Raw genomic sequence first — 25,180 nt, 5'->3', positions numbered from 1 at the left:
TTTATTTTAAATATTACATTAAGAGAATTCATGTCTACATCATAATATAACTGCCTATGCGCATTCTTCTATTTAGTCTATTCTTCATTATTACTGATTTAGTTTCTGCACAAGGTAAAATTACTATTAGCGGTAATGTTCGGGATGCCATGTCTGGCGAGACTTTAATAGGAGCCAATGTGTATATATCTGAATTAAATAAAGGTACTAGTACAAATTCATACGGTTTTTATTCCATTACAATACCAGAAGGTAATTATACCGTTAATTACAGTATGATTGGATATCAGACTCAGTCTTTTAACCAATCCTGCACTAAAGATATGGTTCAAAATATTGATTTAGAAGTACAATCATTTAGTGTTGATGAAGTAATTGTAAGTAGTCAAAGAAACCATAATGTTTATTCAACGGAGATGAGTGTTTCGAGGTTGAATAGTAAGGAAATAAAGAAAATACCGGTTCTATTTGGCGAACAGGATGTACTTAAAACACTGCAATTATTACCGGGTATAAAATCAGCAGGAGAGGGATCAAGTGGTTTTCATGTCAGAGGTGGAGGTGCAGATCAAAACCTGGTATTACTGGATGAAGCTCCTGTTTACAATCCTTCGCACTTATTGGGTTTCTTTTCTATTTTTAATTCCGATGCCATTAAGGATACTAAGGTGTATAAAGGTGGAATTCCTGCAGAGTATGGAGGGAGGTTGTCTTCTGTAGTAGATGTACGAATGAATGATGGAGATTATAAAAAGTATAAGGTTTCCGGAGGAATCGGATTAATATCATCCAGATTAAGTGTTGAAGGTCCTATTGTAAAAGATAAAGGCTCTTTTATCGTTACTGGAAGAAGAACTTATGCTGATGTATTTCTTGGATTATCAAACGATTCTACAGTTGACGGAACTACTTTGTATTTTTATGATTTAAATTTAAAGGCCAATTATAAGTTAAATCCTAACAACCATGTATTTATATCGGGTTATTTTGGCAGAGATGTTTTTAAGTTTGATGATCGATTTGGCTTAAATTGGGGAAACTACACAACAACTTTACGATGGAATCACTTGTTTTCTGATAAATTATTTTCCAATTTATCATTGATATATAGTAATTACGATTACGTTAATTCCCTTGAAGGTTCCTCAAGTGATCAGCATATTGATATCTCTTCAGGAATAAGAGATATGGAGTTGAAATTTAATTTTCAGTATTATTTATCATCAGAAACCTCATTGAAATTTGGATTAAACGCTGTTTTCCATACATTTAAACCAGGAAGTCTGGAATCTCAGGATTCCACAGTCAATAATCGTATTCTTGATGAACGCCGTGCACTTGAAAATGGAATTTACTTCTCAGCAAAACAAAAAATAGGATCAAAACTAACCTTAAATACAGGTTTAAGATTATCTGCATTTTCCACAATTGGTCCCGGAACCTTTTATAGTTATAATTTGAATGGTGACAGGATTGACTCTACTGTTGTAGATGGAGTTTCCATAAATGACACCTATATTAATCTTGAACCGAGAATTTCAGGAACTTATATTTTAACTCCGGAATCCTCTTTAAAATTATCCTATACACGTCTTAGTCAATATGTTCATTTGCTATCCAATACAACTTCAGGAACTCCCAATGATATCTGGTTGCCAACATCAAATAATATAAAACCACAAATATCAAATCAGGTGGCCATGGGATATTTCAGAAACTTTAAAAACAATGCAATTGAAACATCTGTAGAGGTTTACTATAAAGACAAGCAAAACATTATAGATTATAAAAATGGTGCGGATTTAATGTTAAATCCTGATGTGGAATCCCAGATTCTTTTAGGTTCAGGATACTCTTACGGAGCAGAGTTTTTAATTCGAAAAAATAATGGACCCATAACAGGTTGGGTAGGATATACACTTAGCAAAACGGCCCATCAATTTGATGAAATAAATAGCGGAAAGGAATTTCCGGCCAGATATGATCAAAAACATAATATTTCAGTTGTTGGAATTATAAAACTGAATGAAAAATTGGATTTAGGTGCAACATGGGTTTTTAATACAGGTAATGCAGTAACCTTTCCGAGTGGCAGATATACCATTTCGTGGCCCATTACAGATCGTGACCACCAGGTTCCTTATTACACCGAAAGAAATGGTTACAGAATGCCAGACTATCACAGACTGGATTTAAGTTTAACGTATACTAAAAAACTAAAGAAGAACAGAGAGAGCAGTTGGAATTTCTCTATATACAATGCTTATGCAAGAAAAAATGCCTATTCTATTTATTTTAGAGAAGATGATAATAACCCGGAATTAATGCAGGCTGTTCAACTCTCTTTATTTAGAATGGTACCTTCTGTTACATATAATTTTAAATTCTGATGAAATGAGCCATGAGAACGATTTTTACAAATAAGAAAGACTAAATAGAATGTTCCATAGGTTAATGAAAATAAATTAGAGGATATGAAACATAGATGTTTAAACATATTTTACTTTTTGATTGCCGTAATTATAGCTTTTATCGCTCTGCACTCTTGCGAGGAAGTTATAGATATTAACCTTAATGAGTCAAATCCTCAAGTTGTTATTACAGGGAGTTTGAGTAATCAATATGATACTGTAAGAGTGAGAGTTTCGCATACTTCAGATTATTTTAGTCCTACAGCAAGTCCAGCTATTTCAGGTGCTACAGTTACCATAACTGATGATCAGGCAAATGAATATCTCTTAAGTGAAATTGATAACGGTGAATATATCAGTGTTTTTGCAGGAACACCCGGATATACCTATGATCTATCCGTTGAATTTGACAATCAGACTTTTCATGCATCATCCACTATGCCTATTCCGGTTCCAATTGATTCAGTTTGGATTTCAAAAGAAAACTGGCATACCCGTGTCTACAATATGATGAATTGCCAGATAAAAGATCCTGCCGACACTGCTAATTATTATTATGTTAGAGTGTATAGAGGCGAAGAATTACTAAATGGCGGAGGTAGTTATCTTTCGAATTATGCAGACGATTATTTTGACGGTTTATATACTGTTTTTTCCATCTGGACAGATACCGATACTACGACAAATAACCTATACAGAGTAGATTTATTGAGTATTGATCAACCTTTCTACGAATATATCAGTCAGGCACAGCAAATTATTGATCAATCAGATTTGGCTGCGATTATAGCATCAACTCCTGCAAATCCAACCGGTAATATATCTAATAGTGCACTCGGTTACTTTACAGCCTTTTCTATTGAAGAAAAGTATCATTTTGAATAGAAAAGAACAATCCAAAACGTGAGATCTACCAATTCAAAGTTTTTCTCACACAAGTGGATTACTATTTGAGCGAGTTTCATGTGGCCATTAGAAGAAGTAATAAAAACATGAAATTGTTAGGCTATATTAGTTTTGAATTAGACTTATAGTAAATCATTAGACTCTAATATTCAAACAGATGAATCTTTATTGAGATGAAACTAACGTAAAGTAAGATCGTATTTAAACTACTTGTTATAATAACAAAATACCCTTAAAAAAATGGTATTTTAAAGTAGATCAAATGAAAAAAATCTTACAAAAACGTTTGAACATCATTAACCCAAAGCATTTATTACTATCACTTTCCATCGGATTAAGGATAAAACTTTCAGTATCCATATTAGTAAGCATCATCATTATCATTCTCGGTATAGTATTATATAACTATCAAAAAGGAATCATATTCGAACAGGCAAAACAGAATAGCTATGATACCATTGACGATTTGATATTATTTACTCAAAACGAAATTGATGCCAGCAAAGATAAAATAGGTTATTTTGGTCAAGTAACATTGAACCAGTTGAGTTCAATGGGAGATTTTAAAACAAGTAGGAAAGAAACATTTCAATTTCAGGTCACTTTACCTGACCAAACAGATACTATAATAAACGTTCCTGCATGGTACAGAGGTGAAACCAGATTACAAGGTGATTCAACTATTTATCCGATTTTAAAAGGTATGGGGGTTGAGTTTTTTATCTATTTCCAAAAAACCGATGATTACATGGTTGAAATATATAGTAGTCACAACAGAGACGCCCTGCGAAATAATGAAACCTTTGCATTTCCAATTGGGGATGAAGGATTATGGCATATTGCCAGCGAAGAAGACTCGGTGTTTACTTTTAGTCATTGGGAAGGCCGTAAATGGGTGCAAACCATTCGTTTGTTTACCAGAGATGAAAATAATAACATCAATGGAGCCATAGTTGCAGGAATCCAGGAGCGGGATGAAGAAAAGTTAGGGAGTGCTTTTTATCACAAAAAATTCTATGAAACAGGACATTGTTATCAGGTTTCGCAACGTGGTGAAATAACTTTTCATCATACGATTCAGAATTTTACAATTGTTGATAAACCAGCATTTAAAGAAATGATTGCAGAAAAGATGGAAGATAAAGCAAGTTACGTAGTACTTAACGACAGTGTAGGTATTGAAAAATATTTGTTTTATAAGTATTATCCTGTTAATTACAATAATGTGGTGATTGAAATTCCTGCAGATGAAATTTTCACTAGTCTTTATGCATTAAGAAATGGTATAATCATAGCCATATTAGTAATGATTCTGTGTATTTATTTTGTAATAACATGGATTTCTAATACCATTACAAACCGTTTAGATATTGCGGTAAATCATGCAAAAAATATTTCTTCAGGAGATTTAACTTCCACAATACCTATTGATTCTAAAGATGAGCTGGCAGAACTGGGATCTGCTTTAAATCAGATGAGTACGATTTTAAAAGATACAGTGTCCGGAATTACATCAACGGTGGAAACAGTTAATAATACCAGCATTGAATTAACATCAATATCAAAGAATATTGCCAATGGTGCTAATAGCCAGGCTTCCTCTTTAGAGGAGATTTCATCCTCAATGGAAGAAATAACAGGTACAGTAGAGCAAAATACCTTAAATGCTAAGAAAACATCCTCTATATCAGATGAATCAGCTCATAATATTCAGAATAGCAGTGATGTATTGCAGGAAAGTGTTGGGTACTTAAAAGAAATAGCACAAAAAGTTACTGTAATTAATGATATATCATTCCAGACCAATATATTGGCATTAAATGCTGCTGTAGAAGCTGCCAGGGCAGGAGAGCATGGTCGTGGTTTTTCTGTTGTTGCAGGCGAAGTTCGTAAATTAGCTGAGCGTAGTCGATTGGCTGCAGACGAAATAAGTCTGGTATCGAAAAAGGGTATGGATATAGCACAGGAAGCTGGAGTAAAGTTAAGTGAACATGTTCCAATGGTGCATCAAACAGCTGATTTAGTTAAAGAAATTGCAGCTGCAAGTATTGAGCAAAGTTCAGGTATTGAACAAATTAATTCTGCTATTCAGGGATTAAATAATATCACTCAACAAAATGCAAGCGATGCCAATACTATTTCAAATAACATCGATAAGCTTTCTGAGAATTCCAATACCTTAACAAAATTGATTAACTTCTTTAAAATATAAGGATAGAAACATTAGCCTGTTTATTAATGCATAAAAAAACTCGATTTCAAATCAAAGAAGTCGAGTTTTTGTTTTTTTATCAATATTAGCTTAATTCATATTGCGATACTCACTTGGAGACATTCCTACACTCTTTTTAAACATTCTTGTAAAGTGCTGTGGATGTTTAAAACCTAATTCATAAGCTATTTCACTAATAGATTTCTCTGAATCAAAAATCTTTTCTTTCGCCACATCAATTAGTTTCAACTGAATATGCTCCTGAGCAGATTTTCCTGTTTCTTTTTTTAATAAATCACCCAGGTAATTAGATGAGATAAATAACTTTTCTGCACAGTATTTAACCGATGGTAATCCTGATAAAAGAGGTTGCTCTGAGGCAAAATACTCTTTTAAAACTGTCTCAAATCGCGCTAAAATATCTTTGTTAACATGGTTACGAGTTACAAACTGACGCTCGTAAAAACGCTTACAATAGTTTAAGAAAAGCTCTATATACGAAACAATTAATGTTTTACTATGAGTGTCAATGGCATGTTCCAGCTCATAAGTAATATTTTTAAAACACTCATTTATTACTTCTCGTTCTCTGGCAGATAAGTGCAATGCCTCATTTACTTCATACGAAAAGAAAGTATATTCATCAATGTGCTTACCTAATGATGTTCCATGAATCAAATCCGGATGAAAAAGTAACGCTGTTCCGGCTCCTTTTTTGGGTTTACCATCACCTTCCACACCAAAAACCTGTCCTGGAGAAACAAATATCAATGTACCTTCTTCATAGTCATAATTATTGATGCCATAAGTCATGTTGCCACACTTAATATCTTTTAAAAAGATGGCATAAATATTCATGTGAGTTTTAGAATAGTGAAATGGCTCTGCTTTGGAAAAATCTATAACACTTACTAAAGGATGAAGTGTTTCTATTCCCACCATATTGTTGTATTCTGTAATAGAATCTACTTTAGTTATATTACTCATGGCACTATGTTTTTTACAAATTTAATGAACTATTTACTTGAATGTAATTGAAAAAGCCAGTTTTTTCAGCGACTTTATTATTTCAGGTAATTCATTATACTTTTATGAGCTGTTATTTTTTATGCTAATTCTACGGTAAAAGTTACGTTCTGTGGTAAGCTTCTTACCAGATGAAGATGCTCATCATCTATGTGAGCAATAATCATAATGTCAGTGTAACTTTCTGATTGTTCTTCACCATCAAACAATACAGCAAACCAGCCTCCGGCTAAAGTGATATCACCATTTTTCCATCCGGCTTGTTTTTCTTTTGGATCAAATTTTCCGCTATCGGCAGTACAGCAATAGTCAAATGTTGATCTGTATCCTGAAACAACAAACGGTAATCTCTTTTTAAAATCCTGTGCAGCAACGGTTTCGTTTAAAGTTGCTGGTATAATAGTATCGTTTACTTTAAGTACAATTGGAGTTGGCATTGTAATTTATATTAATGCAATTTCAAATTAGTTGAGTTATAACAAAGGAGTTGTTATTTAAGAATTATCAATCAAAAACAACAACTCCACATGCACCTCTAACTATAACATATCTTAATTATTCTGCTACAAAAGCAGCTTTTAATATTTCCAGAATATCATCTGAAGTCAGTTTTTTATACGCTCCTAAAATAACTGTAGATTCTGCAATTGCAGGTAACATCTCTTCAGTTGCTCCTAGCTCTTTTAAATTGATAACTATACCGCATTCTTTAACAAACGCTTCTAATGCATCAATACCAGCAAGAGCTATCTCTTCTTTTGTTTTTCCTTCTGTATCAACACCCCATACCTGAGTAGCAAAACGAACAAATTTATCTAATCCGTTTTTATAAATAAAACGATAATAAGGAAGTGATACTGCAGCTAGTCCCATACCATGAGCACAGTCGGTATAAGCACCAATCTGGTGTTCAATCATGTGAACCTGCCAGTCCTGAGGTTTACTTAAACCCATTAAAGGATTCATAGCAAGTGTTGCACTCCACATCAGGTTACTTCTTGATTCGTAATCTTCAGGATTTTCAATAGCAATTTTAGCACTGTGAATGATAGAACGTAGTACACCTTCTACCACATAATCAGAAGTTACATCGTCCTCACCTGAAAAGTAAGCTTCCATTAAGTGCGACATCATATCAAAAATACCACTTACCATCTGATATTTCGGTAATGAGTATGTATACTCAGGATTTAAGATAGAGAATGTAGGATATACATTAGGAGGGAACACTCGTCCCATCTTTAATTTCATATCATCGTTAGTGATTACAGAACCACCATTCATTTCAGATCCTGTTCCTGCAAGAGTAAGGATAGATGCAACAGGCACAATTTTATTATCTACAGGTTTAAATTGTAACCAATATTTAGTCCATGCATCTTCCTCGCAATATGCTGCAACTGAAATACCTTTTGCACAATCTATAACCGAACCTCCACCAACAGCAAGAATAAGGTCTACATTATTATCTCTAACAATTTTAGCACCTTCTTTTACTTTTTCGTAAGTTGGATTAGCCATGATACCTGTAACTTCCACAATGTTCTTTCCACATTCTTTTAAAATAGAAACCACCTGATCGTAAAGACCTATTTTTTTAATAGAACCTTTACCATAAGCCAACATTATAGTATCTCCATAATTAGCTAACTCTGCTTTTAAATTATTTAAAGCATCTTTCCCAAAATGTATTATTGTTGGGTTGTGATAAGTAAAATCTAAATTCATAATATCTTATATTAATGCCTCATACCAGGCAATATTTTATAATAAAAGTGTTTTTGTTGATTGGATTTAAATATAATTCCGATACAAACATAATAAACTATTCTTTAGGGTGTTAATCTTGGTATTTACATTCCGGAATATAGGTAAGTAATTCAGTAATTCAGGTAAATGGTAGACTCAAATAGGAAGATAAAGTGATGTTTTTTAGCTTATGACAGCTTTCTGTATATCTTTTAGTAAAGAGAAATATGATCTATAATTACCTAGGAAGTAGCATAGTATGCTTGAGCGTATTTTTTAATAAATCAGGTTGATCAAAGCACAAAAAAATAAGTGCTGCAAAATATTCTGCAACACTTATTAATATTGAAATTTTAAACAATGAAAGTATGAAATGAAAAGGATATTATTCCGTAAAACTTAATTCTCCACTTACCATTTTTTCTATCATTCCTTCATATGGAGCTTCTGAAACTACTTTTTCATTATTTGCTCCTTCATTCTTTTTAAAGAAAATTTTACCAAATTCAGGAACAACATATTTAGGGTATGTTTCATATTTTTCACGAGATTCTTCCATCAACGGAATAAAATCATTTTGATAGCGTACTGTGATTTCAGGATGTTCGTGTACCCATTTTGGGAAAAAGATAACACCGTGTAATTTATTTTCATTTGGTATAAAATCTAAACTAACATCAGTTCCTGTTGGCTCAGTCCAGCATACTTTAAATACGCCATCTGTTAATTTTACAATATGTACTTCCTGATCTCTTACCCAACGACCACCAACCATTCCACTGTGAATTCTGTAATCTATTGTATTTTCATTTTTTACATACAATTCATAATTCCATCCATTGTCATATGTATATATAAAATGACCCCCTATAAACTCTTCTAAATCTTTAATATTTTCCATGTCAATTATATTTATGTTTTAAACATTACAAAGATATTTGCCTTTAATATGTTATTTATTGTATAAAAAGACCTATTATTGACAAATAAGGACATTAATAGATATTGGATGGAACAAAAGAAAATATTTTTAAAAACCACAGATATTGAATATCTGACTTTAAAAACGCATAAGCATACCTATCATCATCAATTAATTTATATGATAAAAGGTACTTCGCATGTAAAGGTGGATACTACAGAATTCTTTTTGCCTGAAGGTTTTATTGGTCTGATCCCTAAAGGACATATACATAATATATATAGTAGAAACGAGAAGGTTAAAATGTTTTTAATATACTTTCCTTCTGATATTCATTTTGAGCAATATATTTCTCTCAATTCCAACGATTTTATTATTGAAAACATCAGATATATTAGTAAGCAAAACCACATTGTTGATCCTGCCACAGATGTTATTTTCTACAAATTTATTGATTCATTTTTAGGATTGATCATTAATTCAAAACAACAATATTCGTTACCTGTGAAAGGTCTGATTGAACCAAAAAACGAACGTCTTGCTTTGGTTTTAAATTATCTTAAAAGCAATTTTAAGGAAGATATTACCTTATTAAAGGTTGCAGACGAATTTGGTTTTACTATTAGAAATTTGACTCGTTTGTTTAAGAAAGAAAATATTAGCTTTGTTAATTACCTGAATTACTTACGAATTATCCATGCTATAGAATTATTTTCAGAACACAGAGATAATATAGCCGATGTTGCTTTTGAAGTTGGATATAATTCAGCCAGTAATTTCAGTAGAACGTTTAAAAAATATACAGGATATACACCACGGGACTTCATTAATGAAAATGCTACCAATTCAATATTAAAATAGTTGTAAATAGCATTGAACCTATTCCTATCTGCAACGTTAGAATTCTATTATTAATCGTTGTCCAATACTACTGATTATATACAAGTGAGTAGAACAAGTTTACTTTTAACTACCGAAGAATATACTTTTATATTTATGAATGTAGAGCGTGAATGTGGTGATAATGAGGCTTAAAAACAACGTTCCGTAATAATGGTAAATACTACCGTAATTATGGTCAATTTATTTTATAAGATACCTACATATTTGTATCCTGTAAAATTTAACAAAAACACTAAAGAAATGAATATAGTAGAAAACAAGTCTTTTGAGGGAGAAAGACCATTATTTGCATCAAACAATTTAAAATTACAAAACGTAAAAATTTATACAGGAGAATCAGCTTTAAAGGAGTCAAGTAATATACATGCAGTAAACTGTGTATTTATGGGTAAATATCCATTTTGGCACAATTCTCATTCTGTAATTGATGATTCATTATTTACAGAAGGAGGTAGAGCTGCCATTTGGTATTGTGATGATTTACGTATGGTTAATACGCGTGTTGAAGCGCCTAAAATGTTTCGTGAAATTGATGGTTTATATGTTGAAAATGTAAAATTAACTGATGCACAAGAATGTACATGGTGGTGCAGAAACATTGAGTTTAAGGATGTAGAAGTTCAGAATGGAGATTATATTTTTAAAAATTGCGAAAATATTAAAGTAGACAACCTTACTTTACAAGGAAACTATAGTTTTCAGTACACTAAAAATGTAGAAATTCGCAACTCAAATCTCAAAACAAAAGATGCATTCTGGAATACTGAAAATGTAACGGTTTATGATTCAGTTATTGAGGGTGAGTATTTAGGATGGCACTCAAAAAACTTACGTTTAGTTAATTGTGTTATCAGTGGAACTCAACCATTATGCTATGCACAAAATTTAATAATGGAAAACTGTATTATGAAAGATGATGCTGATTTAGCCTTTGAATATAGTACATTGAAAGCTGAAATTAATAGTCCTATAGTAAGTGTTAAAAATCCACGAAGTGGAGAAATTATTGCAGAAAGTATCGGTGAGATTATTATTGATGAAAACTGTAAAAAACCCGGAGATTGCTTGATTCAAGTAAAAAATGAAGTGAATGCTTAATCACTTCAAATGAAATAATTAAGACTTTCTGGATTCCTAAATACATAAAGTAAATTCGAATAGACATTTATGAAATTTAATTTCGACGAAATAGTAAATCGCAAAGGAAGTAACTCCTACAAATGGGATACAAATAAAAACAGCGAAGTATTGCCCATGTGGGTAGCTGATATGGATTTTAAAACAGCTCCTCCTATTATTGATGCACTAGCCCAAAGAGTGCAACATGGAGTATTTGGCTATGCTAATGTACCTGAACCATATTACAACGCGGTGATTGACTGGTTTAGCAGAAGGCACCACTTCCAAATTGAAAAGGAGTGGATGATTTATACAATTGGAGTTGTACCAGCCGTTTCTGCAATTATTTTAGCCATGACTCAACCTGGCGATAAAGTAATTGTTCAGGAACCTGTTTACAATTGTTTTTTCTCTTCTATCAGGAATAACCAATGCGAAAGTGTTTCGAACGATTTAGTTTATGCTGATGGTACTTATTCTATAAACTTTGATGATTTAGAGATAAAGGCTGCAGATCCAAAAGCCAAGGTTTTATTATTGTGCAATCCCCATAATCCGGCCGGTAGGGCATGGACAAAAGAAGAATTGAAAAGAGTAGGGGAAATATGTATTAAAAATAATGTTTTTGTAATATCAGATGAAATACATTGTGATTTGGTACATAAAGGACATACACATGTTCCTTTTGCATCTTTAGGTCAGGAATTTCTTGAAAATTCTGCTACATGTATTGCACCAAGTAAAACTTTCAATTTAGCAGGTTTGCAAGTCGCAAATATACTTGCCTATAATCCTGAAATCAGACAAAAAATTGATAAAGCCATAAATATTAATGAAGTTTGTGATATTAGCCCATTTGCTATTGAAGCACTTATTGCCGCTTATACACATCCTGATTCAGAAATATGGTTGGATGATTTGAAGGACTATCTTTGGGATAACTACCAGATAGTTAAGAATTTTTTTGCAGAAAAACTTCCTGAATTCCCGGTTTTACCACTTGAGGCCACTTATTTAATGTGGATTGATTGTTCGGTTTTAAATATGACTTCGAAAGAACTTCTAGATAAAATGATTGAAGTTGAGAATATCAGACTAAATGAAGGTATTATCTATGGAAAAGCAGGAGAGGGCTTTATGCGATTAAATATAGCATGTCCTAAAGATACTTTGTTCGAAGGATTAAAAAGAACAGAAAAAGCTTTAAAAAAGATTCTTGCAGAAAAGTAATCGACTCAAAAAAATAAAGTAAAAACACACGGATAAGATAGCCATTGAAAAAAAGTGATTATTTGTTGTCGCTGATTCAAAAGAAGCGACCAATGACATTCAAGCAACAACTGCATTTGGTTGTGCTTTTAAGTATACCTACTATTATAGCACAACTATCATCCATGATCATGCAATATATTGATGCATCAATGGTAGGAAGTTTAGGAGCTCATGCTTCTGCTTCCATTGGTCTTGTCATTACCTCTACCTGGTTGTTCTGGGGAATTTGTACTACTGTGGCAGCAGGTTTTTCTGTACAAGTAGCGCATTTAATAGGTGCCGGTGAACCCAAAAATGCCAGAGCTGTATTACGACAATCGTTAATGGCCTCATTGCTCTTCAGTCTCGTAATGGTAGCAATTGGAGCATCCATAGCACATAAATTACCACTGTGGTTGGGGGGAGATGAATCAATTGTTGAAGATGCTTCTCGGTACTTTCTTATATTTATACTATCACTTCCAGCATTACAACTCAATTTTTTAGCAAGTGGTATGCTCCGAAGTAGCGGAAATGTACATGTTCCCAGTATTCTGAACGTTTTAATGTGCTTTCTGGATGTGATATTTAACTTTTTTCTGATTTTTCCATCACGGGAACTTAATGTTTTGGGATTAGATATCTATGTTCCCGGAGCAAATCTAGGTGTAGTTGGAGCTGCTTTGGGTACAGCCATTGCTTATTTAGTAACTGCAATCATGCTGTTATGGTACCTGTTTACTAAGGATAAGAACTTACGGTTAACCACAGAAAAAGGTAGTTTCAGACCTGAAGCCAGAATATTAAGAAAAGCAGTTAGAATTAGTGTGCCAATGACTCTGGAGCACTCTGTTATTATGGGCGCTCAGATATTATCTACTGTAATTGTTGCCCCACTAGGAGTTGCATCCATAGCAGCAAATTCATTTGCCATTACAGCCGAAAGTTTATGCTACATGCCAGGCTATGGAATTGCGGAAGCAGCCACAACTCTTGTTGGTCAAAGTTTTGGCGCGAGACAAAAACTACTGGCCAAACGTTTTGCTCATATTACAGTTTATCTGGGTATGATTGTTATGACGTTAATGGGAGCCATTATGTACATTGCAGCACCTTTAATTATGGGGTTTATGACTCCGGATGCAGAAATATTATCGCTTGGAGTTATGGCACTTCGAATTGAAGCCTTTGCGGAACCAATGTTTGCAGCTTCTATTGTTGCTTATGGAGTATTTGTAGGAGTAGGAGATACCTTTATACCAAGTATTATGAACTTTGGAAGTATATGGCTCGTTCGCTTAACATTAGCTGCCGTACTAGCACCTATTATGGGTTTGAGGGGTGTTTGGATTGCCATGTGCGTGGAATTATGCTTCAGAGGGTTAATATTCCTCATTAGATTATACCGGGGTCAATGGTTAAACAAGTCCTTTGAAAAGATAAAAGAATAAAAATCCTTCAAGTATAGATCTCAAATTCTGTTTGTTTAATTAATAAAAAAGGCCCCATGTTTATGGAGCCTTTGTATATTTATCCTGCAAAATTCTTTCTAATTATTTATTTTTCTCAATACCAAATAAAACACAGACACATCCATTTGTAGAATTTAATTCATTCGTATTATAATCATCTAATACTTTTATTTTAACTACAAGGGTTTGAGTTGTTTCTACTGAAAAATCCCAAACATCTGTATAATCGTGATCTTTGTTATCAAATAAAGTTTTATTATCCTCATTAACTACTCTAAAGTGTATTTCAGGTAGATTATCAATTTTACTTACTGCAATTCTATATTTCTGACCTTTAAAAAAGGTTTTATATAATTCAGCAGTTTCTCCAGCACCCAAAGTTGTAGCATTATAATTACCATCATGAACAAAGTTTCCTAACTTTGGCTTTCCAACTTTTTTTGCAAAGCTTAAACATTGAGCATTTGCGTCAACTCCTATAATAAAAAGGAATAGAATAATGGAACCAACTATGTTTGCAATAAACTGTTTTCTTATCATAGATTATTCTTTACAAGAATATTAGGAAATAAATTCGGCTCTGATCTCTGCTACTTTTTGTAATAATTTATCAAATACTTCTTTAGACATATGAGTTTCTGAATCAGCTTTGATAGTAGTTATTTTATTTTCAGAATCCGTCTCAGCTTCGACTTTTGATGTATTTACAATTTTAATTTCCTCAAAAATTGATTTTAACTCACCAATCTTTTGTTGTAAATAATCAATATCTTCATTATCACTATATGATTCTAATAAATTTAATACTGTAATTAAAGACAGCTTTTGGTAAATAATTCTATCAACTAAACGTTGGTTATTATCCATAGATCCATTTGTTAACGTTGTTGCTAAATAAAGACCTTCAACCCAACCTCCAACTAATACCATTACCGAAATTGCTGGTCTGTCATTTTCTTTCAGATAGGCATTTGAGTTCATAAATGTTTCAGAGATAATTTCCATAACAGCATCTCTGTTATTCATGTTATCTTCTAATTTTTTTATGGTGCTCTCATCAATGGCATCTAAAATACTTAATCCTTCAGCCATTTTCTTTGCACATGCCATATATTTAATAGCCGATTGTGTTTGATCGAAAAGACTGGTATAACTTAAATCAGCACTATAAATACCCAGATTTAGTGCCATCTTTAAATTAGTATTATAGTTAGTTACATTCTCTGTCGGATTTAAAATTTGCTCGTCATATCTGGCTCCCGATCTTTTAATTAGCATTGCGGTTTCAAGTGGAGAAGGCAAAGAATAAAAAATCAGCTTTGATTTATTAAAGTCTTCAACCATTTTAGGATCAACATCTTGAGCTGATTCAATAATTTTTTCCTCTTCACTTTTAGCTGACTTTTTGCCATCAGAAGCACAAGACGCTGCTAACAAAGAAATTAGAGTAAAAACAAAAAATAATTTAGAAACCTGATTAAAAGTTTTTCTCATTTTGTTAAAGTTTTATTCTGACAGTGTATTTATTTTAAAATTACAGTCAGATGTAATTGCTAGGATTTATATTTTTTTAAGCTATATGAAAAATTATGCAAAATATATTTTTACATAATTAATAATTCCGAAATATAAAAATATCAAATATAATTCACAAACAATGGGTTTTCAAAAGGTTTTGTTGTAAAATGTAAAAAAAAAGCTTCTGAATTACAACTATCCAGAAGCTTTTATGTTTAGTTTTTTTAATCTTAATCCAATGAAGAAAAGTACTTCATAAACTGAGCTCTTTCATATTGTGCTGGATCTGAGATTTTTCTATAACTCATTGACCCTTTGAAATCATCAATTGATTTAAAACCTTTGTCTTCCATCCAATAAGATAACTCATTAATAATAGAAGAAATTGTTTGAGCCCCGTTTTTATATATAGTTGAACACAACTGCACTGTAGAGGCACCTGCCAATAGTTGCTTGATAACAGCTTCTCCATCATGATTACCGGTTGATGCAGATACATCAATCTGATCAACTTTATCTGAAACGATAGCAACCCATCTTAGCGATCTTCTGATATCAGAAGGTGTACTAAATACTGACGCTGATGTTAATGACAATTTATTTATATCGATATCCGGTTGGTAGAAGCGGTTAAATAAAACGACACCCTTAGCTCCCAGAGCATATAATTTGTTTACTACAGCCACCAAATTAGCAAAGTTGTCGCCTAATTTAATTGAAAAAGGAATCTTTATTGCTTTAGCAATATTTTCTGCAATAGTATAGTAGAGTCCTTCAATAACAGCAGCTTCAACATTTTTATCTGTATTTACTATATGAACATTTAATTCTATAGCATCAGCTCCGGCATCTTCAATCTTTTTCGCAAAATCAATCCATTCATTTGCAGAAAAACAATTGATGCTGGCAATTACAGGAATATCGAACTTTTCCTTGGCTTCCTTTATTAATTTGATATACTCACCAACAGAATTATCCTTTGTATAACCAGCTATATAATCCATAGCTTCAGGATAATCATAACCTTCGCCATGTTTTATTTGGTTATTAATTTCGTAATTAATTTGTTCCTCAAATAAAGATTTTAGTACAACAGCTCCAGCTCCAGCTTCTACAAGTTTTGAAATTTTATCGATGCTACTGGTTAATCCAGAACTACTAACAATTATGGGATTTTTTAAATTTAATCCCATGTATGAAGTATTTAAATTTGCCATATCATTATTGTATTTTACAATGAACAAATATAATTTTTTTTGTACACTAATGTCCCAAAAACAATATAATTTACTTTTGAGCGTAATTACGGGCACCAAAAATAGAGCTTCCAACCCTTACCATTGTACTACCTTGTTCAATGGCAATTTTGTAGTCGCCACTCATACCCATTGAAATTTCTTTAAACGCAGTATTAGTAGAAAAATACTGTTCTTTTAATTTTAAAAATATGTTTTTTAAATTGGCAAACTCATTGGCAATTTGATCTGTATCATCAGTATAAGTTGCCATTCCCATAACACCACAAATTTCAATATTGTCCAACTCTTTAAATTCTTCAGAATCTAATGCTTCAGTAACTTCTTCGTAGTCAAAACCAAATTTGGTGCTTTCTTCTGCAATATGAAACTGTAGTAAACAATTAATCTTCCTATTGTTCTTTCTAGCCTCTTTATTAATCGCTTTAAGTAATTTGAATGAATCTACTCCATGTAATAATGAAACAAAAGGAGCAATGTACTTTATTTTATTAGTTTGTAAATGACCAATAAAATGCCATTCAATATCTTTGGGAAGTTCTTCGAATTTGCGACTTAAATCCTGCACCTTATTCTCTCCAAATATCCTTTGTCCTGCCTCATATGCCTCTAGTATATCGCTATTCGGTTTTGTTTTTGATACAGCAACTAATTTTACGTATTCAGGTAATTTGGATGTAATATTTTTTATGTTTTCAGCAATAGTCATAATATTATTCTGCTTTTATTTTACAAAATTACGATTTTAACAAAAAACGGCTCGCATTATTTTTAAATAAAAATGCGAGCCGTTCGTTTTTATCTGGCAATGAGCTATATGTATTAATCTAATTTATGTATCACCATACCCGATCTTAATTTAGGTTCGAACCATGTAGTTTTGGGAGGCATAATATTTCCAGAATCTGCTATATCAATAATCTGTTTCATAGTTACCGGATGAAGTGCAAAAGCCACTTTCATTTCACCGCTATCAACGCGTTGAGATAAAGCTTCAAGTCCTCTGATTCCTCCTACAAAGTCAATCCTTTTATCAGTTCTTAAATCCTTAATACCTAAAATTTCATCTAATATGTAATTCGATAAGATCGTAACATCTAAAACACCAATTGGATCATTATCATCATAGGTACCTTCTTTAGCTACCAGCTTATACCATTTTCCTCCCAAATACATAGAAAACTCATGAAGACAACCTGGTTTTATTATGGTATCAGAAGAAGTTTCTATATGAAATTTATGAGTTATTTTATCTAAAAACTCATTTTCAGTCAATCCATTTAAATCTTTAACCACACGATTGTAGTCAATTATATTAAGTTGATCTTCAGGAAAATGTACGGCAAGGAAAAAGTTATATTCTTCATCACCTTTATGATTTGGATTTTGGTCTCTTTTTTCTTTTCCAACTAAAGCAGCAGCAGCAGTACGATGATGACCATCTGCTACATAAGTGAATGGTACTTTATTGGCAAATAAGTCCTCTATTTGGGTATTAAGTTTTGGATCATTTATTACCCAAAAATGATGGCCAAACCCATCTTCTGCAACAAAATCATATATAGGTTTCTCATTTTCAACAACATCAGCTACAATTTTATCAATTTCTGGTACAGTAGGATATGCAAAGAAAACTGGTTCTATATTTGCATTATTAATTCTTACATGAACCATACGGTCCTCTTCTTTTTCTTTACGAGTAAGTTCATGTTTTTTTATAATTCCATTTAAATAATCATCAACAGAAGCTGCGCCAACAATACCATATTGGGTTCTTCCATTCATTGTTTGAGCATAAATGTAAAATTTGGCAACAGCATCTTGTAACAACCAACCTTTTTCCTGAAATTTCCTAAAATTTTCAACAGAAGTATCATACACAACTGTTGAATGAACATCAATAACATCAGAACAGTCAATTTCGCTTCTGGTTACATGAAGCAGGGAAACATCTTTTCCCTCAGCCATTTGTGCAGCTTCTTCTCTACTCATTACATCGTATGGAAGGCAGCTTAAGTCTTTTACGATTTCTGCAGGAGGGCGAAGTCCTTTAAATGGTTTTACTATTGCCATATCTTAAGTTTTAAATTTGATTTATTAATGATTTTAAGTTATGCAATATATAAATAGGAATAAGATCTAGACGTGATATTTATCAAACAAAAAGGTTATAAAAGATGATTTATTTCAATAAAAATCTGTTTAAAAATAACAGAGGCCACTCAATTAATTTGAATGGCCTCTGTCTTTTAATTATACTTCTGAATCTTATTCGTCTCTTTTAATATTCCCTTTTGAAATTAGTTCTTTAGGGTTTCCGGAATAAGTAATCTTTCCTCCGGTATTCGTTTTAGCTTCTAATTTATCACTGGCATTGACCCATGCAACGCCACCTGTATATGCTTTGATAATAGCTTCTCTACTAGTCAATTTATTAGCAATATAACGTCCACCTGTATTGCTGGTTACATCTTGAAAATCGACTTTCCCAACTACTTCAATTTTTGATGAAGATAAAGATGCAGATAGATTTTTAACATCTAAATCTAAAATAATAGAGGAGCCTGTTCCTGCTTTTAAATCAAGATTTTCGGCATATAAAACATTATCTGAAGTAATGAAAGCACCTGTTCCTGCACTAATAGCTTTTAATGATTTATAAGTTGCATAAACCATTACCGACATATCCTTATAAATCTTAGTCTTTAACTTTATTTCCAGTTTTCGTCCCTTAATTTCAGTTATTACATCGGTCACATCTGCATTTTCAATATCGACTCTGATTTTTTCTTTATCACCTTCAATTAAAGTTACATTTACCCCTTTCCCTGCATAAATTTCATTAAACGATCCCACATTTCTACTTTGGGATTTAGGCTCTTGTGCTATTACATTTATTACTGATATAATAGCTATACATAACAATGCAATCTTTTTCATATATATTAATTAATTAAAATTTTCTTGTAATATAATTTTCAAATACAATTTTCATACCATCACGAAAATAACTCCTTTATTTGAGTTTCATTCATATTTTTAAATGGATTATTTGAATTTATAAATGTATCTGCCAATTTAGATTTGTGTTCTTGTAATTTCATAATCTTTTCTTCAATGGTTTCTGTTGAAATAAAGCGATATACAAATACATTTTGTTTTTGACCAATTCTATGAGCTCTGTTTATTGCTTGCGATTCTGCAGCAGGATTCCACCATGGGTTTAATAAAAATACATAATCTGCACTTACCAGGTTTAAACCTACACCTCCGGCTTTTAGTGATATTAGAAAAACTTTACAATCCTTATGGTTTTCAAATGCACTTACAACTTCTTGCCTGTTTGTTGTACTTCCTGTTAGCTTACTGTATTTGATTTTTCTTTTATTTAGCTCTTTTTCCAGTAAATCTAAATCTTTTACAAAAGATGAAAATATAAGAACCTTATGCTTTTCATTTACAATATTTTCAAGATTATCTACAATCATATTAAATTTACCAGATTCGCCTTTATAATCAGATTTTACAAAAACAGGATGGTTGGCAATTTGCCTTAAACGGGTTAACCCTTGTAAAGCTAAGAAGGTAGATTTTTCAAGGCCATTTATCTCGAATGTTTTTAACAATTCATTTCTGATTCCTGATTTTTCCGATTCATAAATTTTCTTTTGTTCAGGAGTCATGTCGCAATACATTACTTGTTCTGTAACTGGAGGTAATTCTTTGGCAACCTTTTCTTTAGTTCGCCTTAAAACAAAAGGTTCAATTAACTTTTGTAGTTTATCTTCATGCTCCTCACTATTACTTTTTTCAATAGGAGCAATATATTGTCTTTTAAAGAAGGTCAGATTACCTAAAAGTCCTTCGTTTACAAAATTCATTTGAGCCCATAAATCCGATAAAGAATTTTCTATAGGAGTTCCTGTCAACACCATTTTTTTGTTGCAATTTAATTGCATTATGGCATCATAAATTTTTGAGTTAGGATTTTTAATGTATTGACTCTCATCAAGGATTGCATAATGAAAATGAAAGTTTTTTAAATATTCAATATCATTTCTCACCACTCCGTATGACGATAAAACAACATGATAATGACGAATAATTTTACCTAATTCTCTTGATTTCAGTCTTTTTGAACCGGAATAAATGTATATTTTTAGTGAAGGTGCAAACTTTTTAAATTCATTCAACCAATTATGAATTAAGGAAGTCGGCATTACTATTAATGAAGTTGGTATACCACTAATATTAAATCCTTCAAGGTTCGATGTTTCAAAAAGGTTTAATTGCTGAATCTGCTCAATTTCAGTATCTTCTAACTGGCTCTCTTCATAAATTTTTAACAGTAAAGTAATGGTTTGTAGTGTTTTTCCCAAACCCATATCATCAGCTAAAATACCTCCAAAATTGTTATTATGAAGATAGTTCATCCATTTAAAGCCTTGTAGTTGATAGGGGCGAAGACTAGCTTGTAAGCCTTGAGGAACCTTATTATCTTTTCCCTCAAGCGTTGATTTAAAATCAGTATGATTGTATGTTGGAATTTCAGTTTTTAGAAGGTTATAATACATGCTGTTAAGCTTAATACTACCACCTTTTTCTTCGGCAAAAGTTAATATATCTGCGTAATTACTAAACCATTCTTCAGGAATTAAAAATACTTCGCCATTGGGTAAAACATATTCATTTCTGCCAGCTATAATATATTTTCGAATTTTAAGAAAGGGAATTTCAAAATCGCCAACTACCACTCGCATTTGCAGGTCAAACCAATCTTTTGATTTATTTGTGGTAAATTCACAAGAAAAATTTCCCAAAAAGTAGTTATTGTCTAAATTACCCTGTTTTATAGTAATTCCTTCATTGCTAAGAATATCATAGTTTTTATTAATCCAATCAATCAATTCTTTAACAGCATTACTGTCATTTTGATTATTAGGAATAAAATTAGCACCACTCTCTTTTATTAAACCATGATCTTCTATAAAATCAACAATATTATTTTCCCAATCAATATCTCGTTTGTATTTTATAAACGTATATTTTCCTTCATTTTCATTTAGTTGCAACGCTATATTAGAAGCACTGTTGGCCAGATATTCCTTTTGTGCATATTTGAACTTTAGGGCTAAAACTGGAATTTGACTTATGTTTTGTTCCACACTTAAAATAGCCTTAGGCTTGGTTTTATCTTCAATAATATCAAACCCTTCATGCACTACATGGTGGCTTTTTATGGCATTTGAAACAAATGTTTCCAGATAAGTAGGAACACTTCTAGGTTGAATGTTTACTTCTGATTTTTCAAAGAAGGGAATAAATTTTTTACTGTCAGTATCTTTAAACCTATATAAAACATTTTTAACTAGTAATGCACAAGGTTCATGACAAATTACCAGAGGCTTTTTATAAGTTAAAGTAAGATTTTCATCCTTAATTTTAATTTTTAGACTATAGGTAATTCCGTCTTCAGATAGCGTAAAGTAAAATACAGGTTCTGCAATTTCTTTATATATATTTATTCTATCTGATTTATATAAATTGCTATATTTTGCATCTTTAAAATAGACAGGAATATTTGGTGCCCCAGCTAATAAATCAAAGCATAGTGCCATATATTTTTCAATATGAGGCCTGATAATATCCGTTAATTTTTTTTCATCCAGATTATTATAAAAGAGCTTAATAGTTTTATCCTTTGAATATATATTAAATAAGTGCTTGTCGTTAAGCTTATTTAAAACCTTTAAAATGTCAAGTTCTGTTTTTGTAAATGAATAATCATATTTATCCGGGTTTGAGGTATCTACTTTTTCATTTAAAGATAGGGAAGGTGTTTCTTCCATATTTTCAACTAGGTATGGTACAGCTAATAATCCTAAATGTCGGTTTTCTGTAAGAACAACAATAAAATTTTCCATCAACTTCTTAAACAATTTTCTTTCCTGGCATTTTTATAAGAAAGTAAAAGTAATGTACATGTATCTATAAATGCAAGAATTTAGCGTATATTATTTTAAATTAACCTTTGTATAATTAATAGGTAGTTCATATCCAAATATTTTATATTTTTGCAGTCTGAAAAAAATTAAAAAGTAAAATACGATGTTCGAGAATCTGTCGGAAAAACTAGAACGCTCCTTTAAACTTTTAAAAGGTCAAGGTAAAATTACTGAGATTAATATTGCTGAAACCTTAAAAGATGTACGTAGAGCGCTCTTGAATGCTGATGTTAACTATAAAACTGCCAAAACATTTACCGAAGCTGTAAAGCAAAAGGCTTTAGGTGCTGATGTGTTGAATGCTGTTCAGCCAGGGCAAATGATGGTTAAAATTGTGCATGACGAGTTAGCACAGTTGATGGGAGGAGAATCTGTCGATATAAATATAAAAGGAAATCCTGCCGTAATTTTAATGGCTGGTTTACAAGGTTCAGGTAAAACAACCCATACCGGTAAATTAGCAAACTTATTAAAAACTAAAAGAGGTAAAAAACCTTTATTAGTTGCAGGTGACGTTTATCGTCCTGCTGCGATTAATCAGTTACAGGTATTAGGTGAACAAATTGGAGTTCCTGTATACACAGAAGAAGGAAATAATGATCCTGTTCAATTAGCCAAGGATGGTATTAAGCATGCTAAAGCTAATGGTTATGATCTTGTAATTGTGGATACCGCGGGTCGTTTGGCTATTGATGAGCAAATGATGAACGAAATTGCTGCTATCAAGAAAGCCATTAACCCGGAAGAGATTCTTTTTGTTGTTGACTCAATGACTGGTCAGGATGCCGTTAATACAGCAAAAGAATTTAACGACAGATTAAATTTTGACGGTGTTATCCTAACAAAACTTGATGGTGATACCCGTGGTGGTGCTGCGCTTTCAATCAGAAGTGTAGTTGACAAGCCGATTAAGTTTGTAGGTATGGGTGAAAAGATGGATGCACTTGATGTATTTCACCCAAATCGTATGGCAGACCGTATTTTAGGTATGGGTGATATCGTTTCTCTTGTGGAACGTGCTCAGGAACAGTTCGATGCTGAAGAGGCCCGTAAGCTACAAAAGAAAATTGCCAAGAACCAGTTCAGTTTTAATGACTTCTTAAGCCAGATACAGCAAATCAAAAAGATGGGTAATCTTAAGGATTTGGCTGGTATGATTCCTGGAATGGGCAAGGCTATTAAAAATATGGATTTTGATGATGATGCATTCAAAGGAATTGAAGCAATCATTTATTCTATGACTCCTGACGAAAGAGAAAATCCGACCATTTTAAATGGAAGCAGAAGAAAAAGAATTGCAGTTGGTAGTGGAACCAACATTCAGGAAGTGAACAGATTAATTAAGCAATTTGAAGATACTCGTAAGGTAATGCGCATGATGACCAAAGGTAAAAATATGGGTCGCATGATGCAAAATATGCCTTTCGGAAGAAGATAATAATGAAGGATTAAAAGCTGGAAGTATGTTTATTACTTTCAGCTTTTTTTATGATATAACTTTATAAACTAAGCTTTATGCAAATCATTGACGGTAAAACAACTTCGCAAAAAGTAAAAGATGAAATTGCTGCGGAAGTAGCTCAAATAAAAGAAAAAGGAGGGAAGGTTCCACATTTAGCAGCAATTTTAGTTGGACACGATGGAGGTAGTGAAACATATGTGGCAGCCAAAATTAAAGCCTGTGAATATGTAGGTTATAAATCATCATTAATTCGTTTTGAAGATGATGTTACAGAAGCGGAGTTATTGGCAAAAGTTGATGAATTAAATAATGATCCTGATGTTGATGGTTTTATAGTACAATTACCATTACCAAAACATATATCAGAGGAGAAAGTAACTGATGCTGTAGATTATAGAAAAGATGTTGATGGTTTCCATCCTCAAAATGTCGGACGAATGAGCATTGGTTCACCTGCATTTATTTCTGCTACTCCTCAAGGTATTATGGAGTTAATTGAGCGCTATAAAATAGAAACTTCAGGTAAGCATGTAGTGGTTATAGGCCGTAGTAACATTGTTGGTAGACCAATGAGTATTTTATTGTCTCAAAAGGGTTATCCGGGTGATGCTACAGTTACTGTATGTCATAGTAGAACTGCAAACTTAAAAGAAGTATGTTTATCTGCTGATATTATTATAGCTGCTATTGGTTCTCCAGAATTTGTAAAAGAAAATATGGTTAAAGAGGGCGCAGTTGTAATTGATGTTGGTACAACGCGTGTAAAAAGTGATGTAACTAAATCAGGATGGAAATTAAAAGGTGATGTTGCTTATGATGAAGTAGCTCCTAAATGTTCATACATTACACCGGTTCCTGGAGGAGTTGGTCCTATGACAATTGCTTCTTTATTGCTAAATACGCTAAAAGCTGCTAAAAACGAAATATACTAAGGTATAATTATCGTTCTCGAAAATATACAGAAGCCT

General features: G+C 32.3%; 20 protein-coding genes. 9 read left to right on the top strand and 11 right to left on the bottom strand.

The genetic code is table 11. The features are described 5' to 3' along the window. Positions 1-56 precede the first annotated feature (56 nt). The 3 genes from OM075_RS15495 to OM075_RS15485 all read left to right on the top strand — a co-directional run bounded on the left by OM075_RS15495 (position 57) and on the right by OM075_RS15485 (position 5,529). On the top strand, positions 57-2,390 hold the full coding sequence (locus OM075_RS15495) for a TonB-dependent receptor (RefSeq protein ID WP_301191445.1): 2,334 nt from the start codon (positions 57-59) through the stop codon (positions 2,388-2,390). An 84-nt stretch (positions 2,391-2,474) separates the two neighbouring features. Continuing rightward, on the top strand, positions 2,475-3,296 hold the full coding sequence (locus OM075_RS15490; protein WP_301191444.1) for a DUF4249 domain-containing protein: 822 nt from the start codon (positions 2,475-2,477) through the stop codon (positions 3,294-3,296). Positions 3,297-3,579: 283 nt separating this feature from the next. Beyond that, a complete protein-coding gene (locus OM075_RS15485) occupies positions 3,580-5,529 on the top strand; it encodes a methyl-accepting chemotaxis protein (protein ID WP_301191443.1) in 1,950 nt (649 codons plus the stop codon). A gap of 90 nt (positions 5,530-5,619) precedes the next feature. Here OM075_RS15485 and OM075_RS15480 read toward each other — a convergent pair whose 3' ends face one another. The 4 genes from OM075_RS15480 to padC all read right to left on the bottom strand — a co-directional run bounded on the left by OM075_RS15480 (position 5,620) and on the right by padC (position 9,205). After that, a complete protein-coding gene (locus OM075_RS15480; RefSeq protein ID WP_301191442.1) occupies positions 5,620-6,516 on the bottom strand; it encodes a helix-turn-helix domain-containing protein in 897 nt (298 codons plus the stop codon). 119 nt (positions 6,517-6,635) lie between these two features. After that, a complete protein-coding gene (locus tag OM075_RS15475; RefSeq protein ID WP_301191441.1) occupies positions 6,636-6,992 on the bottom strand; it encodes a cyclophilin-like fold protein in 357 nt (118 codons plus the stop codon). A gap of 118 nt (positions 6,993-7,110) precedes the next feature. Continuing rightward, complete coding sequence (locus OM075_RS15470; RefSeq protein WP_301191440.1) at positions 7,111-8,283, bottom strand: iron-containing alcohol dehydrogenase; 1,173 nt, start codon at positions 8,281-8,283, stop codon at positions 7,111-7,113. A gap of 406 nt (positions 8,284-8,689) precedes the next feature. Next, a complete protein-coding gene (gene padC, locus OM075_RS15465; protein ID WP_301191439.1) occupies positions 8,690-9,205 on the bottom strand; it encodes a phenolic acid decarboxylase in 516 nt (171 codons plus the stop codon). Positions 9,206-9,313: 108 nt separating this feature from the next. Between padC and OM075_RS15460 the strand changes: the two genes are divergently transcribed. The 4 genes from OM075_RS15460 (at position 9,314) to OM075_RS15445 (ending at position 13,950) form a co-directional block, all read left to right on the top strand. Beyond that, positions 9,314-10,087 (top strand): helix-turn-helix transcriptional regulator, encoded by a 774-nt coding sequence (locus OM075_RS15460; RefSeq protein ID WP_301191438.1) that lies wholly within the window; start codon positions 9,314-9,316, stop codon positions 10,085-10,087. Positions 10,088-10,369: 282 nt separating this feature from the next. Beyond that, complete coding sequence (locus OM075_RS15455; protein ID WP_301191437.1) at positions 10,370-11,227, top strand: DUF3737 family protein; 858 nt, start codon at positions 10,370-10,372, stop codon at positions 11,225-11,227. Positions 11,228-11,296: 69 nt separating this feature from the next. Beyond that, positions 11,297-12,478 carry a MalY/PatB family protein gene (locus OM075_RS15450; RefSeq protein ID WP_301191436.1) on the top strand — a complete coding sequence of 394 codons (1,182 nt, stop codon included), beginning with the start codon at positions 11,297-11,299 and terminating at the stop codon, positions 12,476-12,478. 92 nt (positions 12,479-12,570) lie between these two features. After that, positions 12,571-13,950: an MATE family efflux transporter gene (locus OM075_RS15445; protein ID WP_301191435.1), complete on the top strand. Its 1,380-nt coding sequence runs from the start codon at positions 12,571-12,573 to the stop codon at positions 13,948-13,950. 102 nt (positions 13,951-14,052) lie between these two features. Here the strand turns inward: OM075_RS15445 and OM075_RS15440 are convergent, their stop codons facing one another. From OM075_RS15440 to OM075_RS15410, 7 genes are all read right to left on the bottom strand, one after another. Continuing rightward, on the bottom strand, positions 14,053-14,511 hold the full coding sequence (locus OM075_RS15440) for a hypothetical protein (RefSeq protein ID WP_301191434.1): 459 nt from the start codon (positions 14,509-14,511) through the stop codon (positions 14,053-14,055). Positions 14,512-14,532: 21 nt separating this feature from the next. Continuing rightward, positions 14,533-15,465 carry a hypothetical protein gene (locus tag OM075_RS15435; RefSeq protein WP_301191433.1) on the bottom strand — a complete coding sequence of 311 codons (933 nt, stop codon included), beginning with the start codon at positions 15,463-15,465 and terminating at the stop codon, positions 14,533-14,535. Between the two features lie 254 nt (positions 15,466-15,719). Further along, the gene (locus OM075_RS15430; protein ID WP_301191432.1) at positions 15,720-16,706 is read right to left on the bottom strand and encodes a dihydroorotate dehydrogenase-like protein; all 987 of its coding nucleotides are present in this window, start codon (positions 16,704-16,706) and stop codon (positions 15,720-15,722) included. 70 nt (positions 16,707-16,776) lie between these two features. Beyond that, entirely contained in the window at positions 16,777-17,454 is a 678-nt protein-coding gene (locus OM075_RS15425) for a YggS family pyridoxal phosphate-dependent enzyme (RefSeq protein WP_301191431.1), read from the bottom strand. 113 nt (positions 17,455-17,567) lie between these two features. Further along, complete coding sequence (locus OM075_RS15420) at positions 17,568-18,818, bottom strand: DUF1015 domain-containing protein (protein ID WP_301191430.1); 1,251 nt, start codon at positions 18,816-18,818, stop codon at positions 17,568-17,570. Positions 18,819-19,013: 195 nt separating this feature from the next. After that, the gene (locus tag OM075_RS15415; protein WP_301191429.1) at positions 19,014-19,685 is read right to left on the bottom strand and encodes a head GIN domain-containing protein; all 672 of its coding nucleotides are present in this window, start codon (positions 19,683-19,685) and stop codon (positions 19,014-19,016) included. A 59-nt stretch (positions 19,686-19,744) separates the two neighbouring features. Continuing rightward, complete coding sequence (locus OM075_RS15410) at positions 19,745-22,669, bottom strand: DEAD/DEAH box helicase (protein ID WP_301191428.1); 2,925 nt, start codon at positions 22,667-22,669, stop codon at positions 19,745-19,747. Positions 22,670-22,853: 184 nt separating this feature from the next. Here OM075_RS15410 and ffh point away from each other — a divergent pair, with 184 nt between their 5' ends. Together ffh and folD are read left to right on the top strand one after the other, a co-directional pair. After that, entirely contained in the window at positions 22,854-24,188 is a 1,335-nt protein-coding gene (gene ffh / locus OM075_RS15405; protein ID WP_301191427.1) for a signal recognition particle protein, read from the top strand. Positions 24,189-24,265: 77 nt separating this feature from the next. Next, entirely contained in the window at positions 24,266-25,144 is an 879-nt protein-coding gene (gene folD / locus OM075_RS15400; protein WP_301191426.1) for a bifunctional methylenetetrahydrofolate dehydrogenase/methenyltetrahydrofolate cyclohydrolase FolD, read from the top strand. Positions 25,145-25,180: the final 36 nt, after the last annotated feature.

Source organism: Plebeiibacterium sediminum, assembly GCF_026013605.1.
In the GTDB taxonomy this organism is placed as follows: domain Bacteria; phylum Bacteroidota; class Bacteroidia; order Bacteroidales; family Marinilabiliaceae; genus Saccharicrinis; species Saccharicrinis sediminus.
This window is presented reverse-complemented; position numbering and strand designations above follow the sequence as displayed.

Excerpts from the sequence above, each read along its gene's own strand:
- folD (WP_301191426.1), top strand. The coding sequence starts at position 24,266 with ATGCAAATCATTGACGGTAAAACAACTTCGCAAAAAGTAAAAGATGAA.
- OM075_RS15410 (WP_301191428.1), bottom strand. The coding sequence starts at position 22,669 with ATGGAAAATTTTATTGTTGTTCTTACAGAAAACCGACATTTAGGATTA.
- OM075_RS15495 (WP_301191445.1), top strand. The coding sequence starts at position 57 with ATGCGCATTCTTCTATTTAGTCTATTCTTCATTATTACTGATTTAGTT.
- OM075_RS15430 (WP_301191432.1), bottom strand. The coding sequence starts at position 16,706 with ATGGCAAATTTAAATACTTCATACATGGGATTAAATTTAAAAAATCCC.
- OM075_RS15480 (WP_301191442.1), bottom strand. The coding sequence starts at position 6,516 with ATGAGTAATATAACTAAAGTAGATTCTATTACAGAATACAACAATATG.
- OM075_RS15490 (WP_301191444.1), top strand. The coding sequence starts at position 2,475 with ATGAAACATAGATGTTTAAACATATTTTACTTTTTGATTGCCGTAATT.
- OM075_RS15475 (WP_301191441.1), bottom strand. The coding sequence starts at position 6,992 with ATGCCAACTCCAATTGTACTTAAAGTAAACGATACTATTATACCAGCA.
- ffh (WP_301191427.1), top strand. The coding sequence starts at position 22,854 with ATGTTCGAGAATCTGTCGGAAAAACTAGAACGCTCCTTTAAACTTTTA.
- OM075_RS15485 (WP_301191443.1), top strand. The coding sequence starts at position 3,580 with ATGAAAAAAATCTTACAAAAACGTTTGAACATCATTAACCCAAAGCAT.
- OM075_RS15420 (WP_301191430.1), bottom strand. The coding sequence starts at position 18,818 with ATGGCAATAGTAAAACCATTTAAAGGACTTCGCCCTCCTGCAGAAATC.
- OM075_RS15450 (WP_301191436.1), top strand. The coding sequence starts at position 11,297 with ATGAAATTTAATTTCGACGAAATAGTAAATCGCAAAGGAAGTAACTCC.
- OM075_RS15470 (WP_301191440.1), bottom strand. The coding sequence starts at position 8,283 with ATGAATTTAGATTTTACTTATCACAACCCAACAATAATACATTTTGGG.
- OM075_RS15455 (WP_301191437.1), top strand. The coding sequence starts at position 10,370 with ATGAATATAGTAGAAAACAAGTCTTTTGAGGGAGAAAGACCATTATTT.
- OM075_RS15445 (WP_301191435.1), top strand. The coding sequence starts at position 12,571 with ATGACATTCAAGCAACAACTGCATTTGGTTGTGCTTTTAAGTATACCT.
- OM075_RS15425 (WP_301191431.1), bottom strand. The coding sequence starts at position 17,454 with ATGACTATTGCTGAAAACATAAAAAATATTACATCCAAATTACCTGAA.
- padC (WP_301191439.1), bottom strand. The coding sequence starts at position 9,205 with ATGGAAAATATTAAAGATTTAGAAGAGTTTATAGGGGGTCATTTTATA.
- OM075_RS15440 (WP_301191434.1), bottom strand. The coding sequence starts at position 14,511 with ATGATAAGAAAACAGTTTATTGCAAACATAGTTGGTTCCATTATTCTA.
- OM075_RS15415 (WP_301191429.1), bottom strand. The coding sequence starts at position 19,685 with ATGAAAAAGATTGCATTGTTATGTATAGCTATTATATCAGTAATAAAT.
- OM075_RS15460 (WP_301191438.1), top strand. The coding sequence starts at position 9,314 with ATGGAACAAAAGAAAATATTTTTAAAAACCACAGATATTGAATATCTG.
- OM075_RS15435 (WP_301191433.1), bottom strand. The coding sequence starts at position 15,465 with ATGAGAAAAACTTTTAATCAGGTTTCTAAATTATTTTTTGTTTTTACT.